We start from the raw sequence: 20,108 nt of genomic DNA on the forward strand, positions 1-20,108 counted from the left end.
TAATCAATGAGAAAATCTCCCTTTCAAATCATCCTGGGGGCATGGTTGCTGGCGGTTCCGGTTTTTTTAATGGGACAGCCGCACAGCAGCGCAAAGAGCGGACAAAGCGGGAAAAGTGGCGTTAATAACCGTGAAAACAGCGCCCGTGTGTACGATCTGCGCTGCGAGTATTTACCTACACCCCTGGGCGTGGATAACAGCCATCCGGCCTTATCCTGGAAATTAAAACAGCAGGATACAACCGGAGGTAGTGCTCTGAAAAATAACTCCGCCGATATCTATTACCGGATTATCGTAGGCAAGGACGCTGACGTAGTAGCCCGTGCGGCGCCGTCCTCTTCTGATACGTCTATTGTATGGAACAGTGGATTCAGATTATATGAAAGTCCTTTTGTCCGCTACCAGGGAACTGCGCTTAGCCCCTTAACCCGATACTACTGGAAAATAGTCTCTACTACGGATACCGGTAGCGCAGCTAGCAGCATACAGGACGCAGCCATGAGTTATTTTGAAACCGGGCTCGGCTCCGTGTATAACTGGAAAGGCGCCTGGATCTCTGATAATCATCCCATCAGTTTTAAACCTGCCGGTTATTTCAGAAAAGAATTCGCCCTCCACAAACAGATAAAGTCGGCCAGGATTTATATAGCTGCTGCAGGCTTATACAGACTCAGTCTTAACGGTGAAAAAGTGGGTGACAGGGAGCTGGATCCTGTCTATACCCGTTTTGACCGCAGGCTCTACTATACGACTTATGATGTCACCGCCTCCCTGAAAAGCGGGCTGAATGCCCTGGGCGTCGTGCTGGGCAACGGGTGGTATAATTTACAGTCAACCGCTGTCTGGGATTTTGACAAGGCGCCCTGGCGCTCGAGGCCGTGTTTTGTACTGGATCTCATTATTACCTACAGCGACGGGTCTGTTCAAACCATTTGTACAGGCAAGGACTGGAAGACCAGAACCGGAAAGATTACCTTTAACAGCATTTATACGGCCGAACATCAGGATAACCGGCTGACCCTTGACGGCTGGGATCAGCCGCATCCTGAGCAGGACGACTGGCATAAAAAGCAGGACACGCTTTGGCAGGACGTTATTTACCGCTCCGCGCCTACCCTGCATATCAGTTCAGCCGTGATGGTGCCGATCCGAAAATCAGCGGCTATTACGGGTGTCACCATGCAAAAATTCAGCGACACGGATTACGTCTTCAATATCCATCAGAATATAGCCGGGATCTCTGAGATCCGGGTTAAAGGAGAAGCCGGAACCGTTCTCAGGCTCAGGCACGGGGAGCGGCTATATAAAGACGGCCATGTCGATCAGTCCAATATAGATGTACACTACCGCCCCACAGATGACAGCGATCCCTTTCAGACAGATATCTATACCTTGTCCGGCAAAGCAGAAGAGGTCTTCCGGCCCTGGTTCGGGTATAAAGGATTTCAATATGTGGAAGTAACCAGCTCCCGGCCCGTCACCCTCAGCGACAATTCGCTGCAGGCTTATTTTATGCATAGTGATGTCAGCCCGGCAGGCAAAATCCATAGTTCAGACACTATCTTAAATAAGATATGGGCGGCCACCAACCAGTCCTATCTGTCCAACCTGATGGGCTATCCGACCGACTGTCCGCAAAGAGAGAAAAACGGCTGGACCGGCGACGGCCAGATAAATATAGAAACCGGACTCTATAATTTTGACGGGATCACCGTTTATAAAAAATGGATGCAGGATCACCTGGATGAGCAGCAGCCCAACGGCGTGCTGCCCTCCATAGTCCCCACCGACGGCTGGGGGTATGAATGGGGCAATGGTCCGGACTGGACCAGTACCATCGCAGTGATCCCCTGGAACCTGTATTTGTTCTACGGCGATGACCAGGTACTGCGTGACTGTTATGAAGGCATTAAACGGTATGTGGATTATACCACCGGCATCAGTGAGACCGGCATCTGCAGCTGGGGTCTGGGGGACTGGGTGCCGGTCAAATCAAGGACGCCTGTGCCTTTTACCTCTACCATCTATTATTATACCGATGTGCGGATCCTGGCTCAGGCGGCCAGGTTATTTGGTAAAACAGCGGACTACCAGCGGTATACAGCGCTGGCGGAGAAAATAAAAAAAGTCTTTAACGACACTTATCTTGATAAACAGACCGGCATCTATGATAAAGGCTACCAGACAGAGATGAGTGCGCCGTTATACTGGGGCATCGTACCGGAAGAAATGGCCTCCAAGGTGGCTGCGCAGCTGAATCAAAGAGTCATTGCCGACGGGTATAAGTTAGATGTGGGACTGTTAGGCTCCAAGACGATTTTAGATGCCTTAAGCAAATACGGGTATCATAATACGGCCTATCAAATGGCTGCCACGAGGAGCTTTCCCTCCTGGGGCTGGTGGATGGTCAATGGTGCCACCACCTTATATGAGAACTGGAATATTCAGTCCAAAAATGACATTTCTTTAAATCATATCATGTTCGGGCAGATCGGAGCCTGGATGTACAGTGGCCTGGCCGGTATCTTACCGGACCCTGCAAGTCCTGGCTTTAAGCATAGTATACTCAGACCTGCTTTGCCGGACAGCCTCACCCGTTTTGAGGCGGAACATCAGACTCCGTACGGGACCGTGTCCATTGCCTGGAAAAGGACACCGTCCGGGAAAAAATCGAAAGGCCAGTACTCCTTGGTCCACATGACGGTGAAGGTGCCCATGGGAACAACGGCCAGCTTTATGGTGCCTGAGGGATATGCCCCCGAGACAAAACTGCCGTCCCTAACCTTCGTTCCCGTCACAGTGGAGTCCTCCCCCGGCTATCCGGAAGAGAAAGCGGCACTACAGGATCTAAAAGAAGGAGCATTAAAAGCCGAGCTTGGCCCCGGAAGTTATACATTTGTATTGCAAAAGCGGATGAATTAAAGTACGGGCTTTAGTGGACGCAAGGTGTAATACTGCCAATAGAAACCTGGTTTAGTAACCATTAACACTGCATTGAATTTTGTTTGGCAACCATCCAGTATTAAATGCGGTAATTTCACATAGAGGACTGCCTGAACGCCGGTGATACCGGCTACATGCGGCCCTAACTTAAATGTAAACGGAACATGCAAAAGTTATTTTTTTTAGTTTGTGGCTGGCTGATGGTGAGTAGTGCCATCGCCCAACCCGCTACCGGATCCGCAAAAACAGATTATGCGGATTTGGTTAACCCGCTTATGGGAACAGACTCTAAACCCAGTCTGTCAAACGGTAATACCTATCCGGCCATCGGGCTCCCCTGGGGGATGAACCTCTGGACACCTCAGACCGGCAGAATGGGTGACGGCTGGGCCTACCAGTATACGGCAGATAAAATTAACGGGTTCAAGCAGACCCATCAGCCTTCTCCCTGGATGAATGATTATGGCGCATTTGCCATTATGCCGATTACCGGTGCTGTCCGCTTTGAGGAAAAGGACCGGGCCAGCTGGTTCTCGCATAAAGCCGAAGTGTCAAAACCTTATTATTATAAAGTCTATCTGGCTGATGAAGACGTGACAACAGAAATTACGCCGACCGAAAGAGCGGCCAGCTTCAGATTCACTTTTCCCAAGACCGATAGCAGCTCCGTTGTCATAGATGCGCTGGACAAGGGTTCTTATATTAAAGTCCTGCCGGCAGAACATAAAATCATCGGCTACACCAAACGCAACAGCGGCGGGGTAACCGAGAATTTTAAAAACTATTTTGTAATCGTCTTTGATCAGCCCTTTGATTATGTATATACGTATAAGGACGGGCAAAAGACAACGGCTGATGAACAGCGCTGCGATCATGCGGGAGCCGTCATCGGCTTTACGAACACTGCCAAGGGACAAAAGATAAATGCCAGGGTCGCTTCTTCTTTTATCAGCTTTGAGCAGGCCGATCAAAATTTAAAAGAGATTGGTTCAGATAATTTTGAAACGGTAAAGTCCAAGGCCCACCAGATCTGGAATGAAGTACTGGGCAAGGTGGAAGTTTCGGGCGGCAGTACCGATCAGTTAAAGACTTTTTATTCCTGCCTGTATAGAATGGTATTCTTTCCATTGAAATTCTATGAAATCAATGCCGAGGGCAAACCCGTCCATTATAGCCCGTATAACGGTAAGACAGAACCAGGCTATATGTTTGGAGGTACCGGCTTCTGGGATACCTTCCGGGCATTATATCCGTTTTTGAACCTGGTATATCCTGATATCGTAAAACAGATGCAGGAAGGCCTGGTCAATGACTATAAAGAAGGCGGCTGGCTGCCTGAGTGGTCTGCCCCTGGTTACCGCAATATCATGATTGGGAATAACTCGGCCAGTATCGTGGCAGAGTCCTATATAAAAGGCCTCAGAGGTTATGACATCGAAACCTTATATCAGGCGCTGTTGCATGATGCGAATAATGAAGGGCCTATGGAGGCTGTTGGCCGGGCAGGTGTAAAATATTACAATGAGCTGGGCTATGTACCTTATGATGTGCAAATCAATGAAAATGCAGCCAGAACCCTGGAATATGCCTATGATGATTATTGTATCTATACCCTGGGTAAAGCGCTGGGTAAACCCGCCAGTGAAATTGATATTTACCGTAAAAGAGCGATGAATTATAAAAATCTCTTTGATCCTACCCATTTACTCATGCGCGGTAAGAACAAAGACGGCCAGTTCCAGTCTCCTTTCAATCCCTTTAAATGGGGGGATGCCTTTACGGAAGGCAATAGCTGGCATTATAGCTGGTCTGTCTTCCAGGATGTGCAGGGGCTGATTAACCTGATGGGTGGCAATCATAAATTTACCGGTATGCTGGATTCTGTTTTTGTGATGCCTCCAACCTTTGATGACAGTTATTACCATGGCGTCATTCATGAAATCAGAGAAATGCAGATCGCCGATATGGGGCAGTATGCCCATGGTAATCAGCCGATCCAGCATATGATATACCTGTATGATTACGCCGCTCAGCCCTGGAAAACCCAGTATTGGGCCAGAGAAACCATGAATAAGCTTTATAAAGCCACGCCGGACGGTTATTGCGGCGATGAAGATAACGGGCAGACTTCCGCCTGGTACGTGTTCTCCGCACTTGGCTTTTATCCCGTAACGCCCACCAGCACCGAGTACGCAACGGGTGCTCCCTTGTTTAAAAAGGCCAAAATCCATTTTGAAAACGGGAAGACCCTGGAAATAGATGCACCGGCCAATACTGAAAATACAAGATATGTTCAGTCAGCCACCTTTAATGGTAAACCGTATACAAAAAACTACCTGGACCATTTTGCTTTGCAAAAGGGAGGTAAGATCCTTATTGAGATGAGTGAGACGCCTAATAAACAAAGAGGAACAACCAGGGGGGACAGACCCTTCTCATTATCTGATACAAAAAATTAATCGTACATGAATAAAACAACAGGATGGCTGATGACGCTCGTGCTGTTTTGCACCGCGGGGGTGGCTCAGGGTCAGCGCCACTGGAATCAGGTCTTATCCGATAAAGACCTGTCCAGGGATACACTCACTAAAAAGGGCATTACCCTGGTATTTATCAATAAGGAAGCAGGCTTCTCAAAACAGGAGCAGGCAAGGATGGAGCAAACCTTCTTTAAGGTGTACCCCAAAGAGATCAACACATATAATAAAAAGGCAGCGAAGACGGTTGCCCTGATTATAGATCCGGAGTATAAAGGCGTGGCGGCCACCGCGGGAACTGTAATCCGGGTAAATCCGGAATGGATGCAAAAGCATCCCGAGGATTTGGATGTCGTCACCCATGAAGCCATGCATATCGTTCAGGCCTATGGGGGACATAGTGGTCCGGGATGGATAACAGAGGGTATTGCCGACTATGTCCGCCATGAGTTTGGCGTCAACAACGAGGCTGCCGGATGGTCCTTGACGCCTTTTGATGAGCGGCAGAGCTATACGAATGCCTACCGTATTACGGCCCGTTTTCTGCTCTGGATTACTAAGAACTATAAAAAGCAGTTTGTCCGGTCCTTGAATACCGTTATGCGGGAAGGAACATATACGGATGGTTTCTGGAAAGATCAGACCGGCAAAACCGTGGATGAACTGTGGTCGCTGTATAGTAAAAATCCGACTATTTAATGGAAAAAGATAAAAATCAGGGCTGACTTCCCGCATGCATCTTATGGAAGGATTGGTAACGTGAATAATATTAAAGGCCTCTACTTAAAGAGGCCTTTATGCTTGAGGGAATCAAAGGCGGGGCCGTGGCCCAGCTTATTGCTTACTTAAGTCGTTTTTCGGTAGTTCCAGATGGCAAATCCGTTCAGGGCCAGGGCAAACAGAGCAAGGTAGCCTAGTTCCTGGATCACCTGGGAGAATCCGGCACCTTTAAGTACAATTAAGCGGACGACCTTTATAAAATGCGTAACCGCCGTAAGCTCAGAAAGCGGGGTGCCCCACCCGGGCATGCTATCTGAGCTGGTAAAGAAGCCGCTCATAAGCATAAAAATCATTATAAAGAAAAATGAGATGAACATGGCCTGTAATTGAGTGTCGGCAAAGGCCGGTGGTAAAGACTATCATGCCGATCATCCAAAAGGGGATGAGCTTTCCTACAATGAACTGCCATTTTTGAATGGGTGTTACATTGATCTGTTGGGTGGTGCCTATTTCTTTTTCCTTGACAATGTTGAGCGCGGTAATAAAGCCCCGGGTCATGGTAAGTAACAAGACCAGGATGCCCGGCACCATATAATATTTGTATGCTGCCCTGGGGTTATACCTGTTTGACGGGCTCCAGGGAAATCTTGGCAGCGGGCACATGCTGAGCGTTTTCAGGTTTTTTAAGATATTACACAGTTAATCGGTTTTTATTTAAAAAACTGTTTACAAAAGATTGTAGCGTCCCTTGCATCCTTTCAGATTTTAAAAAGTTTTTTTAGAAAAATTAATAAGCAGTACAAGGCTCAGACTGGGAAATTTTTTCTACAAATCATTTTTTTTACAAATAATTGTTTTCTCTTATAGCATCCTAAAATTACTTTTTTTATATTGCTCTACAACTATTGATACCAGTATGTTATAGCCATGTCATCTGATTTTATTAGAAAGCGTTTTTGCACCAGTTTCAATGAGGGATTTGTCTGGTGCGCGTGCTAATTTATGTGTGAATTATTTTTAATTTAAAGTTCGTTATAAATCTAGTCATCATCTATTAACACAATACTACTTTAATCCTTTCTAATTTTAACCTTGAATTGGATGTGTAACCTTGTACAATTTTAATTATTGCTAACATCTTAACGTAAGAAATAGATACAGCATTCTTAAAATATTGTTTTGATCAACACCTAAGAATTTTCAAAATTATTGAGTGCATACCTCATTTTGTCGGAATAAATAATTTTTGATCCAGGGTCACAACCGCGATTTACCATCACAAGACAGGTAAAGACCTGTCCTTGATACCGTTTTAGCCTGTTTTTCTACTGAAAAAAGAGGGCCGAAACAGGTAGGGGCTGTTTATTGCATAGAAAGTCCCAATGGAAAATCCGGATAAAATTGTCAGGTAGTTTTTAAAATAAGTGTTTGGGGACCATGGCGCTTTGAAAGCGTATAGTTCTATTACTCCCCGGACACGAATACTTGTTTTGTTTATTAATTAAAATCAATTAATGATTATGAAAAAAGCCTATAAGATCGGCCTAGCCGGATTTCTTTTGGCCGTTTTTAGCACCGTTCAACTGATGGCACAACAGGCCAGGACAGTAGTTGGTGCTGTAAAGGATTCTGCCACTGGGGCGCCTATTGCGGGTGCATCCGTTGTAGTTGAAGGAGCCAGGACAGGCGCCATTACTACGATAACAGGTACATTTAAATTATCGGTTCCGGCGGCTGCCACAAGTGTAACGGCCTTATCGGTGGGATATGAGAAAGCTACGGTTCCGCTTACTGGTGACAGTCTGATTATATTACTCTCTCAGACGATTGACACCTCTTTAAATGCGGTGGTTGTTGTGGGGTACGGTACCCAGAAAAAAGGAGATCTGACCTCCGCCATTACCCAGATTGATGACAAGGATTTTAATAAAGGGGGTGCCAGAAACGCCATGGATCTGATTGCCGGTAAGGTAGCCGGTCTGACGATTACACGAACTTCAGGCTCCAACCCAAACTCCAGCCCGGCCATTCAGTTAAGAGGGGTGGCTTCCATTAACGGTTCCAACAGCCCGCTGATTGTCATCGACGGTGTTCCCGGTGGAAACCTGGATTTATTACAACAAAGTGATATTGAGTCCATCTCCGTATTAAAGGATGGTTCCGCTGCTGCGATCTATGGTTCCAGAGCCAATGGCGGCGTTATCCTGGTAACCACTAAGAAGGGGCATGCCGGAGCGCCTAAATATGAATACAATACCTGGATCAGAAAGGAATCCTTATCCAGATATCCTAAAGTATTAAGTGCAGCTGAGTATCGTCAGAAGATCGCGGATGGTGTGATTTCTGACAATAACGATAAGGGCGCTACTACGGATTGGTTTGATGATTTGATCAACCACAATAATTTCAGCCACTACCATAATATTTCCATGAGTGGCGGGGATGACAAAACCAGTTACAGAGCCAGTCTGTATTTCTCCAATTATGAAGGTATTGCCAAGGAGAATTCCCGCCAGCAATACGGAGGATCCGCCAATATCACCCATAAAGGTTTTAATGACCGGCTGACCACACAGGTTACATTTATGACCAATCATAATTCCGCTAACTTATTAGGTGGCGGTAACTGGGAGGATGCGTTATTTAAAGAAAATCCGACCCAGAGTCCTTATGACTCTACCAATCCCGGTGGTTACTGGAATGACAACCAGGTGGAAAACGTGGTTTCCAGACTGCATCAGGAGACTTCCAAAAGAGATCAGCAGACCACGATGGCGCAGTTTAAGTCGACGCTTACCATCACTAAGCAATTAAGCGCTACGGTAACGGGATCTTCTCAAAGAGATCAGTATGTGGATAATCAGTATAAAATGCTGAACTCCAGAGCTTCTCAAAATGATGGGGACAATCCGGGCGGCGGTTATGCTTATAAGTCTTCCGGGCTGGCCAATGATTATTTGATGGAGACTTATTTGAACTATACCAATACCTTTAAAGAAGATCACGCCGTGAGTGCGATTCTGGGGTATAGTTATCAGTACCATGAAGAAGAAAATTTCTCCGCCAATAACAAAGGTTTTTCTGCCGATGAGACTGCGGAGAATGACTTAGGTGCCGGTAATGCACTGGGTCAGGGGCATGCAGGCATGTCCAGTGAAAAATACACCAATACCCTGATTTCCTTTTATGGCAGGTTAAACTATGCCTATAAGGATAAATACCTGTTGGAAGCCGTTTTACGTCATGAGGGTTCCACCATGTTTGGTGAAAACAACAAATGGGGTAATTTCCCGGCTGTTTCCGCAGGATGGGTGCTCTCTAAAGAAGCATTCATGCAAAATGCCACCTGGGTCAATAACCTGAAGTTAAGGGTAGGTTATGGTATTACCGGTAACCAGAGCTTTGGTAATGGCACCTATCCGTTTGTAACGCTGGGTACCGGCGGCTATTATATCTATCCTGATGGCAGCTGGCACCAGACCTATGGCCCTTCTTTAAACCCGAATCCGGATTTAAAATGGGAGCGTAAAAAAGAATTTAATGCCGGGGTTGATTTTGGCCTGTTTGGCAACAGACTGTCCGGTTCCGTGGATTATTTCCAGAGAAGAACAGACGGCCTCGTTATCAAAGCGATTGTGGAACAACCGGCCAATGTAGCTTCAGAGACCCTGCAGAACGTGGGTGAGCTGGGAACCAACGGTATTGAGCTGACCTTAAGTGCGACACCGATTCGTACAGGAGACTTTAGCTGGAATATTGATGCGACCGCTTCACATGCCAGAACTAAGCTTCTGAAATATACAAGTGGTAACTGGCTGACCGGTGGAAGCATCGGCGGCTATGGAGACTTAGGGTATGCCTATAACTATATCTATCCCGGTGATTACCTGGGCGGATTCTTCGGAAAAACCTATGCAGGTCTTGATGAGAACGGCAAATGGCTGTTCTATGATAAGGATGGCAATAAGGTAGGTCCGGATGAGGCCAATACGGTGGAAAATGAAGGCGTTATCGGCAACGGTATCCCTAAACTGTATGCCTCACTGACCAACTCTTTTACCTATAAGAATTTCTCTTTAAGGTTCTCCCTGCGCGGTAAATTCGGGTATGACATTCTAAATACACTGGATTTGTCCTATGGCAACCGGTATACTTTACCTACCAACGTACTGGAATCTGCCTTTACCAAGTATAAGGATATCAATGATACGTATCAGTATAGTGATTACTATTTGCAGAGAGGGAATTTTGTTAAACTCGATGAAGTCACTTTCTCCTATAATGTACCCATTAAAGCCAACAATTATATCCGCAGTCTGAGTGTATATGTCACCGGATCTAACCTGGCTTTATTCACCAGCTATAAAGGCAATGATCCGGATTTTGTGGATGACACCGGACTTTTCCCAAGTATTGACGGAAGAGGGGTTTATCCAAGCACCAGATCATTCCTGTTGGGCGTTAATGTTGGTTTCTAAATTGATAAAAAGAACAGAAGATGAAATTTTATAAATATTTGCTATTCATGACAGTTGCTGTAGGCGTTTTGTACTCCTGTACAAAACTGGATTCTACAGCCTACCACTCCATCCCGGCGGATGCCTATTATCAAAATAAAGATGAAGTGATATCAGCGGTATTAAGGCCTTACACGCATACCAATGCCTGGGCCACCAGTTCCGGACAGATTGGTTGGTGGCGCGTCAGCGCCCTGGCCGGCGATCAGTTGGCCTGGCCACAGAAAGGGGTGGATGGGTACGATGGTGCAAAATGGATCCGTCTGCATTATCATACCTGGAACTCAGATGACGATGATGTGAGAACTCCGTGGAAGCTATTATGGACCGGACTTGGCTATTGTAATTCAGCCATTGCCAATATCGGAGCCAGAGAAGCAACTTCTATGGGTATTACAGACGAGGAGCAGAAGAACTACATTGCTGAGCTGAAGCTCTTACATGCCTTCTATTATATCCGTATTATGGATCTTTGGGGCAATGTGCCCTGGATTACAACAGTAGATCAGGTGCATCCTTCTACCTTACCGGAAGCACAGATCTTTGATTCCATTGAAGCAGAAATTAAGGCCAATATTAACCTGGTGCCCGATCTTTCTGAAGAAATGCTGGGTCGGATGAGCAAGGCAGGCGCTTATGCGATGCTGTCAGAGTTATACCTGAATGCGGAAGTCTGGTCTGGTAAAGCCAGGTGGCAGGACTGTATCAACGCCTGTGACTCCCTGATAGATAATAAAGCTGGTGGGGTTATCAACAATAAATTATCCCTGGATTCTAATCTGACGGAAACTTATCTGCCCAGCAACAAGGCTTCTCAGGAACAGATTTTTGCAATTGTCTATAACCACCAGTCCGCGAACTGGAATGCAGGGTTCCCTTCTGATTTCTATCATTTTAATCAGAAATTTGTTTATGGCGGTACCGTTACAGGTAATAACGGGATTATCGTGATTCCTGGTGTGTATGATACGTATGATGATGCAGATCTGCGTAAAAAAGAATGGTTCTTTATCGGCCCGATGTGGTATTATGATACGACGGCTAAAAAAGACAATGCCAATCTGAAGTATCCAGTGATGGGCTACAGAGAGTATCAGGGTAAACAGTTGGTATTTGTGGATAATATCAGAAGAAACAGCGAATTAAAAGCTGGTCAGGATCCATCTTCCTTGGTGTCAGACATGACCCATGGGGAAGAAAACAGCGGGGTGCGTTTTAATAAATATAAGTTGGGCGCACAGGATGATCCTAATTATCAAAGTACCAGCTGGATGATTTACCGCCTGACCATGATCTATTATGCCAAGGCCGAGGCAGAAATGCGACTCAATGGCAATAAACCGACCCAGGATGCGGTAGATCTGATCAATACGGTCCGGGAGCGCGATTTTGATGCAAAGACCTTTGCGGCTAAAAAATTCACAACGGCCAATTTTACAATGGACTCTTTGCTGGCAGAAAGAGGACGTGAGTTCATTTTTGAAGGATACCGCAGACAGGATCTGATTCGTTTTGGTAAGTTTACCACCGGTACCTGGTGGGATCATAAACCCCTTAATGATAAAAATAAACTGCTGTTTGCTATTCCCATTGAGCAGTTATCACTCAATCCGAACTTAAAACAAAACCCTGGCTACTAATCACTAGCCGGGAATACATAAAAGGATTATATTAATAATCTTGTTTTAAATGGTGAATGGAAAGGAGGCAACCTTTAATTAGGCGGCCTCCTTTTTGCGTAGAAAGTTATGGATTTCTAAGGGAAGACTGCCGGATTAATAGCGGCGTTTTTAAAATAATATTAGCCGTCAGGTTAATATCAATTTTTTCTTCAATGTGGGCCAGCAGATTCTTGGCAGCTATTTCCCCCATTTTAAGCCCCGGGTAATCCACGGTTGTCAAAGAAGGGTCAATAATCCTTGAAATCATATCATTGTTGAATCCTGCGATCACAATATCTTCGGGAACCTTTTTGCCATGATGCTTGAGTTCGTGCATACAGCTTGCGGCGCAGTGATCATTGGCTACGAAAACGCCATCGGCCTTAAGTTTGATAATGGTATTGGCAGCCTTGATGCCTGCCTCTTCGGATAAGTCATTGATAAGAACACAGCTTTCCTCAAAGGGTATTTTAAATTCCAGAAGGGCTCTTTTATAACCGGAAAGTCTTTCCTTATACACATTGCTGAGCTGATTGCCGGTGATATGGACAATTTTGGTGGCTCCCTGTTCAATTAAATGGCGGGTTACCTTATAGCCGGCGGCTTCATTATTAATGGTAAGGGCCGGCAGGTCACTACCGGCAGGTGTTCTGTCAAAAAACAGCACCGGGATCCCCCGCTTTTGCAGATTCAGAAAATGCGCAATGTCACTCGTGTTCTCGGCCAGAGAGACCAGCAGTCCTGCCACCCGGTTATCAAACATGGTCTGAACATTAATAATTTCCTTGCCGACATCTTCCAGCGATTGGCTGATCAACAGATTATAACCTGCACTATTAATCACCTTTTCAATCCCTGCAATGACCTGGGACATAAAATAGCTGTTGAGCTTTGGCACAATAATCCCGATCGTGCTGGTTTTGTTGTTTCTCAGATTTATGGCAAAGGCATTGGCCCGGTAGCCCATCTTCTCGGCCATCTGAATGATTCTTTGCTGAGTGGGCAGGCTAACGGAGCTATGTCTTTTAAGCCCTCTGCTGATGGTAGAGGGCGCAAGGTCCAGCTTGGCGGCAATATCATAGATCGTAACTGGTTTGTTAATCATGTCAAGGCCTGGTTGATTAGGACAAATCTATGTGAATTTTTTCAATTTATTGCAATCGATTGTACAAAGATGGTAAATTTCCTTAATCTATATGGGCTCTGCGTTAGCCAGGCGTGGTGTAATTGGGGGAGAAGCCTTTTTTAGCCCTTATAACACAATCGGTTGTGATTATTTTTGCTTTCGTGGCATCTGCCGGGAAAATTTTTGAAAAACCCTGGGGATTTAACTGTCCGGGCAAAGCCCGTTTGGAAGGGTTCCCGGTTAGTATAGGTCCATTCTGCCAACAGAAACTTCCGCTTTCGGATCATAATCAATGCTTGTGGCGTAAATATCCAGCACCGGACGATAGCATACCTTTTCCCTAAAGCGGATATCCCTTATGCGTTCCGGCAATTCTTTCCAGTAACCACCACCGCTCATACTTTTAAGGCGTTCATCATCCATCGTAAAACCTTTACGGATATATTCGTTCAGGCGTTTTGTCGCCTACATCCTAAACTGAGTGGGTATTTTGGAATTTACACCGTAGCCCAGCGAAATAATCTTATCAAGGCGATAATGCTTTGAACCATACCGTTTCCAGTCTGCGGCAGTTCGTAAGAATTTCTTACTAACTGAATTTTCGTGTAATTCGCCCTGCGTAAAAATATTTTTTATATGCTGTGTGATACCCGGGCGTTCCACACCAAACAACATAGCTACCAAAGCGACACGGTTTCTGCTTCAAAACGAACATCTACCGAAATGTTTTGGTCTTCGGCTTTAAACAGGATAAAACTTGAATTATTTTGCGCTAAATCTTGTATGTCAGCAAAAGCGAAAAGATTTTTTGGACACATATCATTGACATTTTAACCTCAGTTAAAAAATCTGCTTTTTTGTTTTATAAGAGATCAGTCAGGCCGCTGTTGGGAAATCAGGTGGACAACAGCCCTATGACAAAGCCCTATCTGAAGGTAAAGCGGTGCGTTCCTGAGGGAACATTTTCTATCTGATAATACCCCCTCATAAGTTTTCCCTGAACTTTTTGTCCGTCCATGAAAAGCAGGGGGTTGCTTTTTCCGGCAAATGGCAGCCGCACCGTGGCTGTTGTGTTTCCGGGCAAAGTCAGCTGCCAATTAGTATGGTCAGGTGCAATTTGAAAGCTTACATCAATATCCCCTCTTATTGTCTGGTAACGGATAGAGGCCTGTTGTACTCCGAAAGGATGTGGCTCAATGATTACCTGTTCAAAACCAGGTTTCAGGGGCCTGATTCCCATCAGGAAACGAACAATATAATTGGCCGGTGCCGTGCCCCAGGCGTGATTCCAGTCCTGATTGGGTTTAAAGTCCTGGCCCCAGGCCTCCATGGTCATGGTGGATCCTTCCCTGAGCATATTAAACCAGCTTCGTTTGTCTTTTGACGTAATAAGTTGAATCGCGTCATCTGATTGGTCAAATCTCCCCAGGGCTTCCAGTAAGAACTGTGCCCCATATACGCTGCAGGATAAACCCCTTGATTTGATAAAATGAATAACTGCCGGGACATGCTCATCAGGCACCAATCCAAAGGCGAGTGCAAACATATTGGCATGAAGGGAGCTATGTTGCGTTCCGGTGCCATCTTTAATGAGACCGGTGGCGGGATCCGAGAAATGCCGGAGAAAGGCAGCCTTAAGGGCAGCGGCCTGCCGGGTATATGCCAGGGCCTCTACTGGTTTATGAGTAGCTGTCGCAAGCGTTGCCATTGATTGTAGGGCCTTGTAATAAAACGCATTTACAACCGCGTTATAATCCGTAAATACAAAGCTGTCGGTTTCTTCCGGTGTATGCGGCCAGTCCACAATATCCTTTAACCCTTCATTGCCATCAAAAACTTTATAATGAATACTTTTTAAAAAATCAACAGATTGCTTGCCCGTTCTGGTACTGATCAGGCCTGTACTGTCCTGCAGTGCTGTCAGAAGCTTGGGTTGCAGCTGCTTAAAAATCCTGGCCACAGATCTGTGATCACCGCTGTACATATAATCGTAATAAGCAATAAGAAGGTTTTGCAGGGACCATTCCGTAGGCCAGGTAGGATGATAGATCAGATAAGAAAGCGTTCTTTTGGTCATATTAAAGTCGGCGTCTGTGCTGTAATGCGAAAGCTGATTGATCAGTGCATCCGCCTCATAGGGAATCCTTTCTCTGTCTCCATCCAGGTAATATCCGGTAAAGGAAGTGGCTTTAATGGTGTACTTACATAACTCCCAGATTTGATTTAATGTGCTGTCTGAGCTATGAAAAACAGTGGCATTGTCTTTAAAGGGAATATGAACAAAGTTTCTGGAAACCTTCAATGGCCGGATGCTCGTTAGATTTCCATGAAGAGCCAGATACCTGAAAGGTAATACTTCGCCTATGTAAGATGGCATTTTCACTGCACTGGGTTTGGTATTTCTCTGATCAGGGGTAATCGGCACCTGATAAGTATGAATGCCTTGTTTTACAGCGATTCTTATGATTCTATAGCGGACCGTACCGGGCGGCTGTTGATCAATCGGGCTGCCTTTTCCCTGAATCAGTTTTTCTCCTAACACGATGAAAATGCTGTCATCTTTACTCGCCTGCAGTCTGAGGACAGGCTGGGCAAAGCCGTCTTTGCCAAAGTCATAGAGCAAATAATCCTTGTCCAGTCTTAGAGAATCTATGGGGGACTGGTGCTCTTTTTGTACAACAAATGTGGGAAGCCCTGAATCCGTGAGGCTGTCGGCCGTTCTGAAAAGCTGCCATCCTGAAAACCGGCTATCCGACTTGCCTGCTGCATCTCTATCCCAAATCCTGACTTTCCACTGGTAAACCGTAGCCGGCAATAAAGCAGGTCCGGTGTAGGGAACCTGGACGCTGGCGGAGTTTTCTATTTTTCCGGAACTCCAGACCGGCCCCGCAGTCTTGTTATTATCCATGGCCTTTGTAAGTATAATTTCATAAGCGGCCTGTTTTTTTACTTTGCCGGGGACGATCCAGCAAAAAGCCGGTCTACGGCTCGTAATCGCTTCAAACTGCAAGGAATCCTTGTTGCCTGCAGTCACAGAAAGCAAAGATTGATTGGTGAGTATACCCATTTTATAAACGCGCTCCGGATGATCCAAAAGGTCTACACGTAGCCCGGTGGGCACCTTTAGGTCCTGCCGGCCGGGACCCTGCATACCTTGAGCTGCTAGCGGCCACTTGCAACAGGCACATCCAATAAATAACATCAGTTTACAAGCGACCTTAAAAACAAATCTGTAAGAGTGACGGGCGGACCAAAAGGGTAACAATTGCATAAATGAACGGTGATTTATATATAATTCCCAATATATTAATTTATTGGTCAATATAACGTTTTCACAAAAAGTCTTTCACAAAACTTTATAAACATGTAATACAAAATAAAAAACTACTAAACAAATTGATACTGTGCTTATTGAGCTGATTCTGTTCCAATAGGATTAAAAATGAATGTTTCAAATATTTATCATTTGTTACAAATCTATTTTGTTTGATAACGATTTCAGTTAATTCGCCGAAAAAATGAAACTATTTTACCAAAAATTTATATAATAAAAAGCAAACAATTTATATTTGTTTCGGTGTTAACCATTTACGAATTGGATGGTTTGCACATAGGTTTCTAAGATTGACACTTTCATCCCAAAAATTTTCATCCATGAATTCAAAACGATTATCGTCAAGATTCGCTTTGTGTCTGGGCTGGCTATTACTTTCACTAGCCGGTTTCGCACAAACAAGGACGGTCACAGGTACCGTCACCAGTGAAACAGGGGAACCGGTCCCCGGCGCCTCTGTAAAAGCAGTAGGTACTACAACCGGAACGTCTACGGACGCTCAGGGCAGTTTTGCGTTAAGTGTCCCGCCGTCGGTGACGCAACTCGAGATTAGCTTTGTCGGGTATGCCACACAAAAAGTCAGCATTGCAGGTAAAGAGTCCGTTACGGTTCAATTGCAACCCTCCAGCGCTGAGGCGCTCGATGAGGTTGTGGTAATTGGTTACGGGCAGGTACGAAAAAAGGACCTGACCGGATCTGTAGCCAGTATTGGCGCCAAGGATTTTAATAAGGGTGTGATAACGGCTCCCGACCAGCTTATTCAGGGCAAGACTCCAGGGGTTATGATTATTAATAACACGGGGCAGCCGGGCGGATCCACTACCGTCAAAATCAGAGGTAACTCCTCTATCAGAGCCGGCAATAATCCGCTGTTTGTACTGGATGGCATACCGCTTTCCGGAACATCCGCCAGACCAGGAGGAAGCGGCGGCTTCAGCACTGACGGAGGTAACCCGTTGACTTATCTGAATCCCAGTGATATTGCCAGCATTGACATCTTAAAGGATGCCTCTGCTACGGCTATCTACGGATCCAGAGGGGCCAATGGCGTGGTTATCATTACAACCAAAAGGGCCAAGTCCGGAGAACCTACTTTAAATCTGGGAGCCTCTGCCGGATTGTCGAGTTTGCTTAAAAAGCCGGATGTACTGGACGCTTCACAGTTCAGAGAAGCCATTCAGCATTATACACCGAGTGATGTAGCTACCGCAGATTTTGGAAGCGATGTGGACGCCTTTGATGCGATTACCAGAAAAGCACCAACACAGAACTACTATGGAGATATCACAGGCGGTACGGAGAACGGCAGATACCGTTTATCTCTGGGTTATCTGGATCAGGCGGGTATTGTCCGTACATCAGAACTGAAAAAATACACGGCCAATCTAAGCAGCAGCTTTAAGTTCTTAGACAACAAGCGTCTGGGGCTGGATGTAAATTTACTGGTTACGCAAACCAATGAAAATCTGGCGCCCATTGATGTTGGCGTAGGCTTCACCGGGAACGTTATCTCTCAGGCCCTGCAATGGAATCCTACCCGGCCCTTATATGACGACAACGGCAATCCGACCTATATTTCTCCCAACCAGATTAATCCTATGACTTCCCTGGCAGCTTACAAGGACAGAGCCGTGGTCAATACAATCGTGGCCAGTGTTTCTCCTTATTATAAAATAACCGATAATCTGGAGTACAAGCTGATTTATAGCGTTACCAGACAAACCGGCGATAGAACGGGAAGATATATAGCCGGCATGGTGGATTCCAGTCAGGTACAGAACGGAATGGCCTTTGTGGGCAACAACACTGAGACCGATCAGCAGCTGACCCAAACGCTGACCTTTAACAAGCAACTCAGCGATGCCTTTAATCTTAATGCGGTAGCGGGTTATGAATTTCTGGATTATAAATACTATTGGAATTCAGAATCCGGTAGCGGATTTAGTGATGTAGGTTTGGATTATTATGATTATCTGCTCTATTCTACCATTTCCAGTAGATCCATCAATTCTCATAGAGATCCCTCCATTCAGCTGCAGTCTTTCTTTTTAAGGGCGTCGGCCAATTACCTGGACCGGTATCTGTTAACCGCCACCATTCGTCGGGATGGTTCCACTAAGTTTGGTTCCAATAACAGATATGCTAATTTTCCATCTCTGGCATTTGCCTGGAATCTGTCCAATGAAGCTTTTTTAAAAGGCAGTAACGTTGTTAACCAATTAAAATTAAGACTGGGTTGGGGACAAACCGGTAACTCTGCTTTCCCTTCCGGCGCCTCGAGGCCCCGTTTTACCTTTGGGACTCAGTCCATTACCCAGGCTAATTTCGGGAATCCGGATCTGAAATGGGAGTCTTCTGCCACGCTGAATGCAGGACTGGACTTCGCCTTGTTTAATAGCAGACTGTCCGGTTCTCTGGACTACTTCAATAAAAAGACCACAGACGCCTTATTTGAAAGTACGATTGCCCAGCCGGCACCGCCCAGCGGAAAAATCTGGATTAATCTGCCAGGTGAGATCTCCAATAAAGGCGTTGAACTTTCTCTTACCGGTAATATCATCAGTAAAAAGGACTGGGGCTGGAACCTGACCGCCAACGCTACTTATATCCAAAATGATGTATCCGGCCTGACGGGATACTATACAACGGCCGCCTTAAGAGGTCAGGGGTTCTCAGGAGTGCTGGGTCAGCGTATGGTCAACGGTCAGCCGCTGAACGTCTGGTATCTGGCCAAATATGCGGGTATTGACCCAACCACCGGGACCAGCATGTATATGGCTCAGGATGGGACCGTAGGAACACCTGCCACGGACTCAAAATACGACCCTTCCTTGAATAAGTTTTATGTAGGCAGTCCAAACCCTAAATATCTGCTCGGCATTACAACAGATGTTACCTACAAGAAGTTTACTGCCACTTTTAACATGAACGGTGCCTTCGGCCACTATCTGTTTAATAATACCATGGCAACGGTACTGGGGCTTAGCAATTTGCCATCAAGAAACATTGGAAACTATTATGATAATCCGGCGGCCAATGAAGCGCTTTCCAACTCCGCTTCTGCTTCCACCAGATACCTGGAAAAAGGGGATTATATGAAAATGTCCAATATCACACTTAGTTATAGAGTAGGCAATATCGGCAATACCATTAAAAATCTGAATATATCACTGACAGGACAAAATCTGTTTGTGCTTACCGGATATAACGGTTTTGATCCTGAAGTCAACACAGATGGATCAGATTCAGATATTCCATCCCTGGGAATTGAATATCTGCCTTATCCTCCTGCCAGAACCATTCTGTTAGGTGTAAACTTCTCTTTATAAC

The 20,108-nt window shown here is 45.6% G+C and carries 12 protein-coding genes; 6 read left to right on the forward strand and 6 right to left on the reverse strand.

Features of this window, described 5'->3' with window-relative positions:
- Window positions 1–6 precede the first annotated feature (6 nt).
- From BLU80_RS01430 to BLU80_RS01445, 3 genes are all read left to right on the forward strand, one after another.
- On the forward strand, window positions 7–2,922 hold the full coding sequence (locus BLU80_RS01430; RefSeq protein ID WP_091392408.1) for an alpha-L-rhamnosidase: 2,916 nt from the start codon (window positions 7–9) through the stop codon (window positions 2,920–2,922).
- Window positions 2,923–3,107: 185 nt separating this feature from the next.
- Entirely contained in the window at window positions 3,108–5,402 is a 2,295-nt protein-coding gene (locus BLU80_RS01440; RefSeq protein WP_091392412.1) for a GH92 family glycosyl hydrolase, read from the forward strand.
- A 6-nt stretch (window positions 5,403–5,408) separates the two neighbouring features.
- Window positions 5,409–6,119, forward strand: a complete 711-nt coding sequence (locus BLU80_RS01445; RefSeq protein ID WP_091392414.1) for a basic secretory protein-like protein — start codon at window positions 5,409–5,411, stop codon at window positions 6,117–6,119.
- A gap of 146 nt (window positions 6,120–6,265) precedes the next feature.
- Here the strand turns inward: BLU80_RS01445 and BLU80_RS19820 are convergent, their stop codons facing one another.
- Window positions 6,266–6,517, reverse strand: coding sequence for a hypothetical protein (locus BLU80_RS19820; protein WP_317042127.1), 252 nt, complete (start codon window positions 6,515–6,517; stop codon window positions 6,266–6,268).
- Window positions 6,450–6,803, reverse strand: coding sequence for an ABC transporter permease (locus BLU80_RS01450; RefSeq protein ID WP_244518654.1), 354 nt, complete (start codon window positions 6,801–6,803; stop codon window positions 6,450–6,452). The genes BLU80_RS19820 and BLU80_RS01450 overlap by 68 nt, the downstream gene beginning before the upstream one ends.
- Before the next feature lie 851 nt (window positions 6,804–7,654).
- Here BLU80_RS01450 and BLU80_RS01455 point away from each other — a divergent pair.
- Both BLU80_RS01455 and BLU80_RS01460 read left to right on the forward strand, forming a co-directional pair.
- The gene (locus BLU80_RS01455) at window positions 7,655–10,618 is read left to right on the forward strand and encodes a SusC/RagA family TonB-linked outer membrane protein (protein ID WP_244518656.1); all 2,964 of its coding nucleotides are present in this window, start codon (window positions 7,655–7,657) and stop codon (window positions 10,616–10,618) included.
- A gap of 20 nt (window positions 10,619–10,638) precedes the next feature.
- On the forward strand, window positions 10,639–12,297 hold the full coding sequence (locus tag BLU80_RS01460) for a RagB/SusD family nutrient uptake outer membrane protein (protein WP_091392416.1): 1,659 nt from the start codon (window positions 10,639–10,641) through the stop codon (window positions 12,295–12,297).
- A 106-nt stretch (window positions 12,298–12,403) separates the two neighbouring features.
- Here the strand turns inward: BLU80_RS01460 and BLU80_RS01465 are convergent, their stop codons facing one another.
- From BLU80_RS01465 to BLU80_RS01475, 4 genes are all read right to left on the reverse strand, one after another.
- On the reverse strand, window positions 12,404–13,423 hold the full coding sequence (locus BLU80_RS01465; RefSeq protein WP_211481705.1) for a LacI family DNA-binding transcriptional regulator: 1,020 nt from the start codon (window positions 13,421–13,423) through the stop codon (window positions 12,404–12,406).
- A gap of 261 nt (window positions 13,424–13,684) precedes the next feature.
- A complete protein-coding gene (locus BLU80_RS19640) occupies window positions 13,685–13,897 on the reverse strand; it encodes a virulence RhuM family protein (protein ID WP_262482914.1) in 213 nt (70 codons plus the stop codon).
- Window positions 13,898–14,121: 224 nt separating this feature from the next.
- The gene (locus BLU80_RS19475) at window positions 14,122–14,262 is read right to left on the reverse strand and encodes a hypothetical protein (protein WP_170831098.1); all 141 of its coding nucleotides are present in this window, start codon (window positions 14,260–14,262) and stop codon (window positions 14,122–14,124) included.
- A gap of 107 nt (window positions 14,263–14,369) precedes the next feature.
- Window positions 14,370–16,646, reverse strand: coding sequence for an alpha-L-rhamnosidase-related protein (locus BLU80_RS01475; protein WP_170831099.1), 2,277 nt, complete (start codon window positions 16,644–16,646; stop codon window positions 14,370–14,372).
- A 452-nt stretch (window positions 16,647–17,098) separates the two neighbouring features.
- On the opposite strand from BLU80_RS01475, the gene BLU80_RS01480 reads away from it, so the two are divergent.
- The gene (locus BLU80_RS01480) at window positions 17,099–20,107 is read left to right on the forward strand and encodes a SusC/RagA family TonB-linked outer membrane protein (RefSeq protein WP_091392421.1); all 3,009 of its coding nucleotides are present in this window, start codon (window positions 17,099–17,101) and stop codon (window positions 20,105–20,107) included.
- Window position 20,108: the final 1 nt, after the last annotated feature.

The sequence above is a fragment of the Arachidicoccus rhizosphaerae genome, from assembly GCF_900107765.1.
In the GTDB taxonomy this organism is placed as follows: Bacteria; Bacteroidota; Bacteroidia; order Chitinophagales; family Chitinophagaceae; genus Arachidicoccus; species Arachidicoccus rhizosphaerae.

Excerpts from the sequence above, each read along its gene's own strand:
- BLU80_RS01475 (WP_170831099.1), bottom strand. The coding sequence starts at position 16,646 with ATGTTATTTATTGGATGTGCCTGTTGCAAGTGGCCGCTAGCAGCTCAA.
- BLU80_RS01445 (WP_091392414.1), top strand. The coding sequence starts at position 5,409 with ATGAATAAAACAACAGGATGGCTGATGACGCTCGTGCTGTTTTGCACC.
- BLU80_RS01430 (WP_091392408.1), top strand. The coding sequence starts at position 7 with ATGAGAAAATCTCCCTTTCAAATCATCCTGGGGGCATGGTTGCTGGCG.
- BLU80_RS19820 (WP_317042127.1), bottom strand. The coding sequence starts at position 6,517 with ATGTTCATCTCATTTTTCTTTATAATGATTTTTATGCTTATGAGCGGC.
- BLU80_RS01480 (WP_091392421.1), top strand. The coding sequence starts at position 17,099 with ATGAATTCAAAACGATTATCGTCAAGATTCGCTTTGTGTCTGGGCTGG.
- BLU80_RS01465 (WP_211481705.1), bottom strand. The coding sequence starts at position 13,423 with ATGATTAACAAACCAGTTACGATCTATGATATTGCCGCCAAGCTGGAC.
- BLU80_RS01455 (WP_244518656.1), top strand. The coding sequence starts at position 7,655 with ATGATTATGAAAAAAGCCTATAAGATCGGCCTAGCCGGATTTCTTTTG.
- BLU80_RS01460 (WP_091392416.1), top strand. The coding sequence starts at position 10,639 with ATGAAATTTTATAAATATTTGCTATTCATGACAGTTGCTGTAGGCGTT.
- BLU80_RS01450 (WP_244518654.1), bottom strand. The coding sequence starts at position 6,803 with ATGTGCCCGCTGCCAAGATTTCCCTGGAGCCCGTCAAACAGGTATAAC.
- BLU80_RS19475 (WP_170831098.1), bottom strand. The coding sequence starts at position 14,262 with ATGTGTCCAAAAAATCTTTTCGCTTTTGCTGACATACAAGATTTAGCG.
- BLU80_RS01440 (WP_091392412.1), top strand. The coding sequence starts at position 3,108 with ATGCAAAAGTTATTTTTTTTAGTTTGTGGCTGGCTGATGGTGAGTAGT.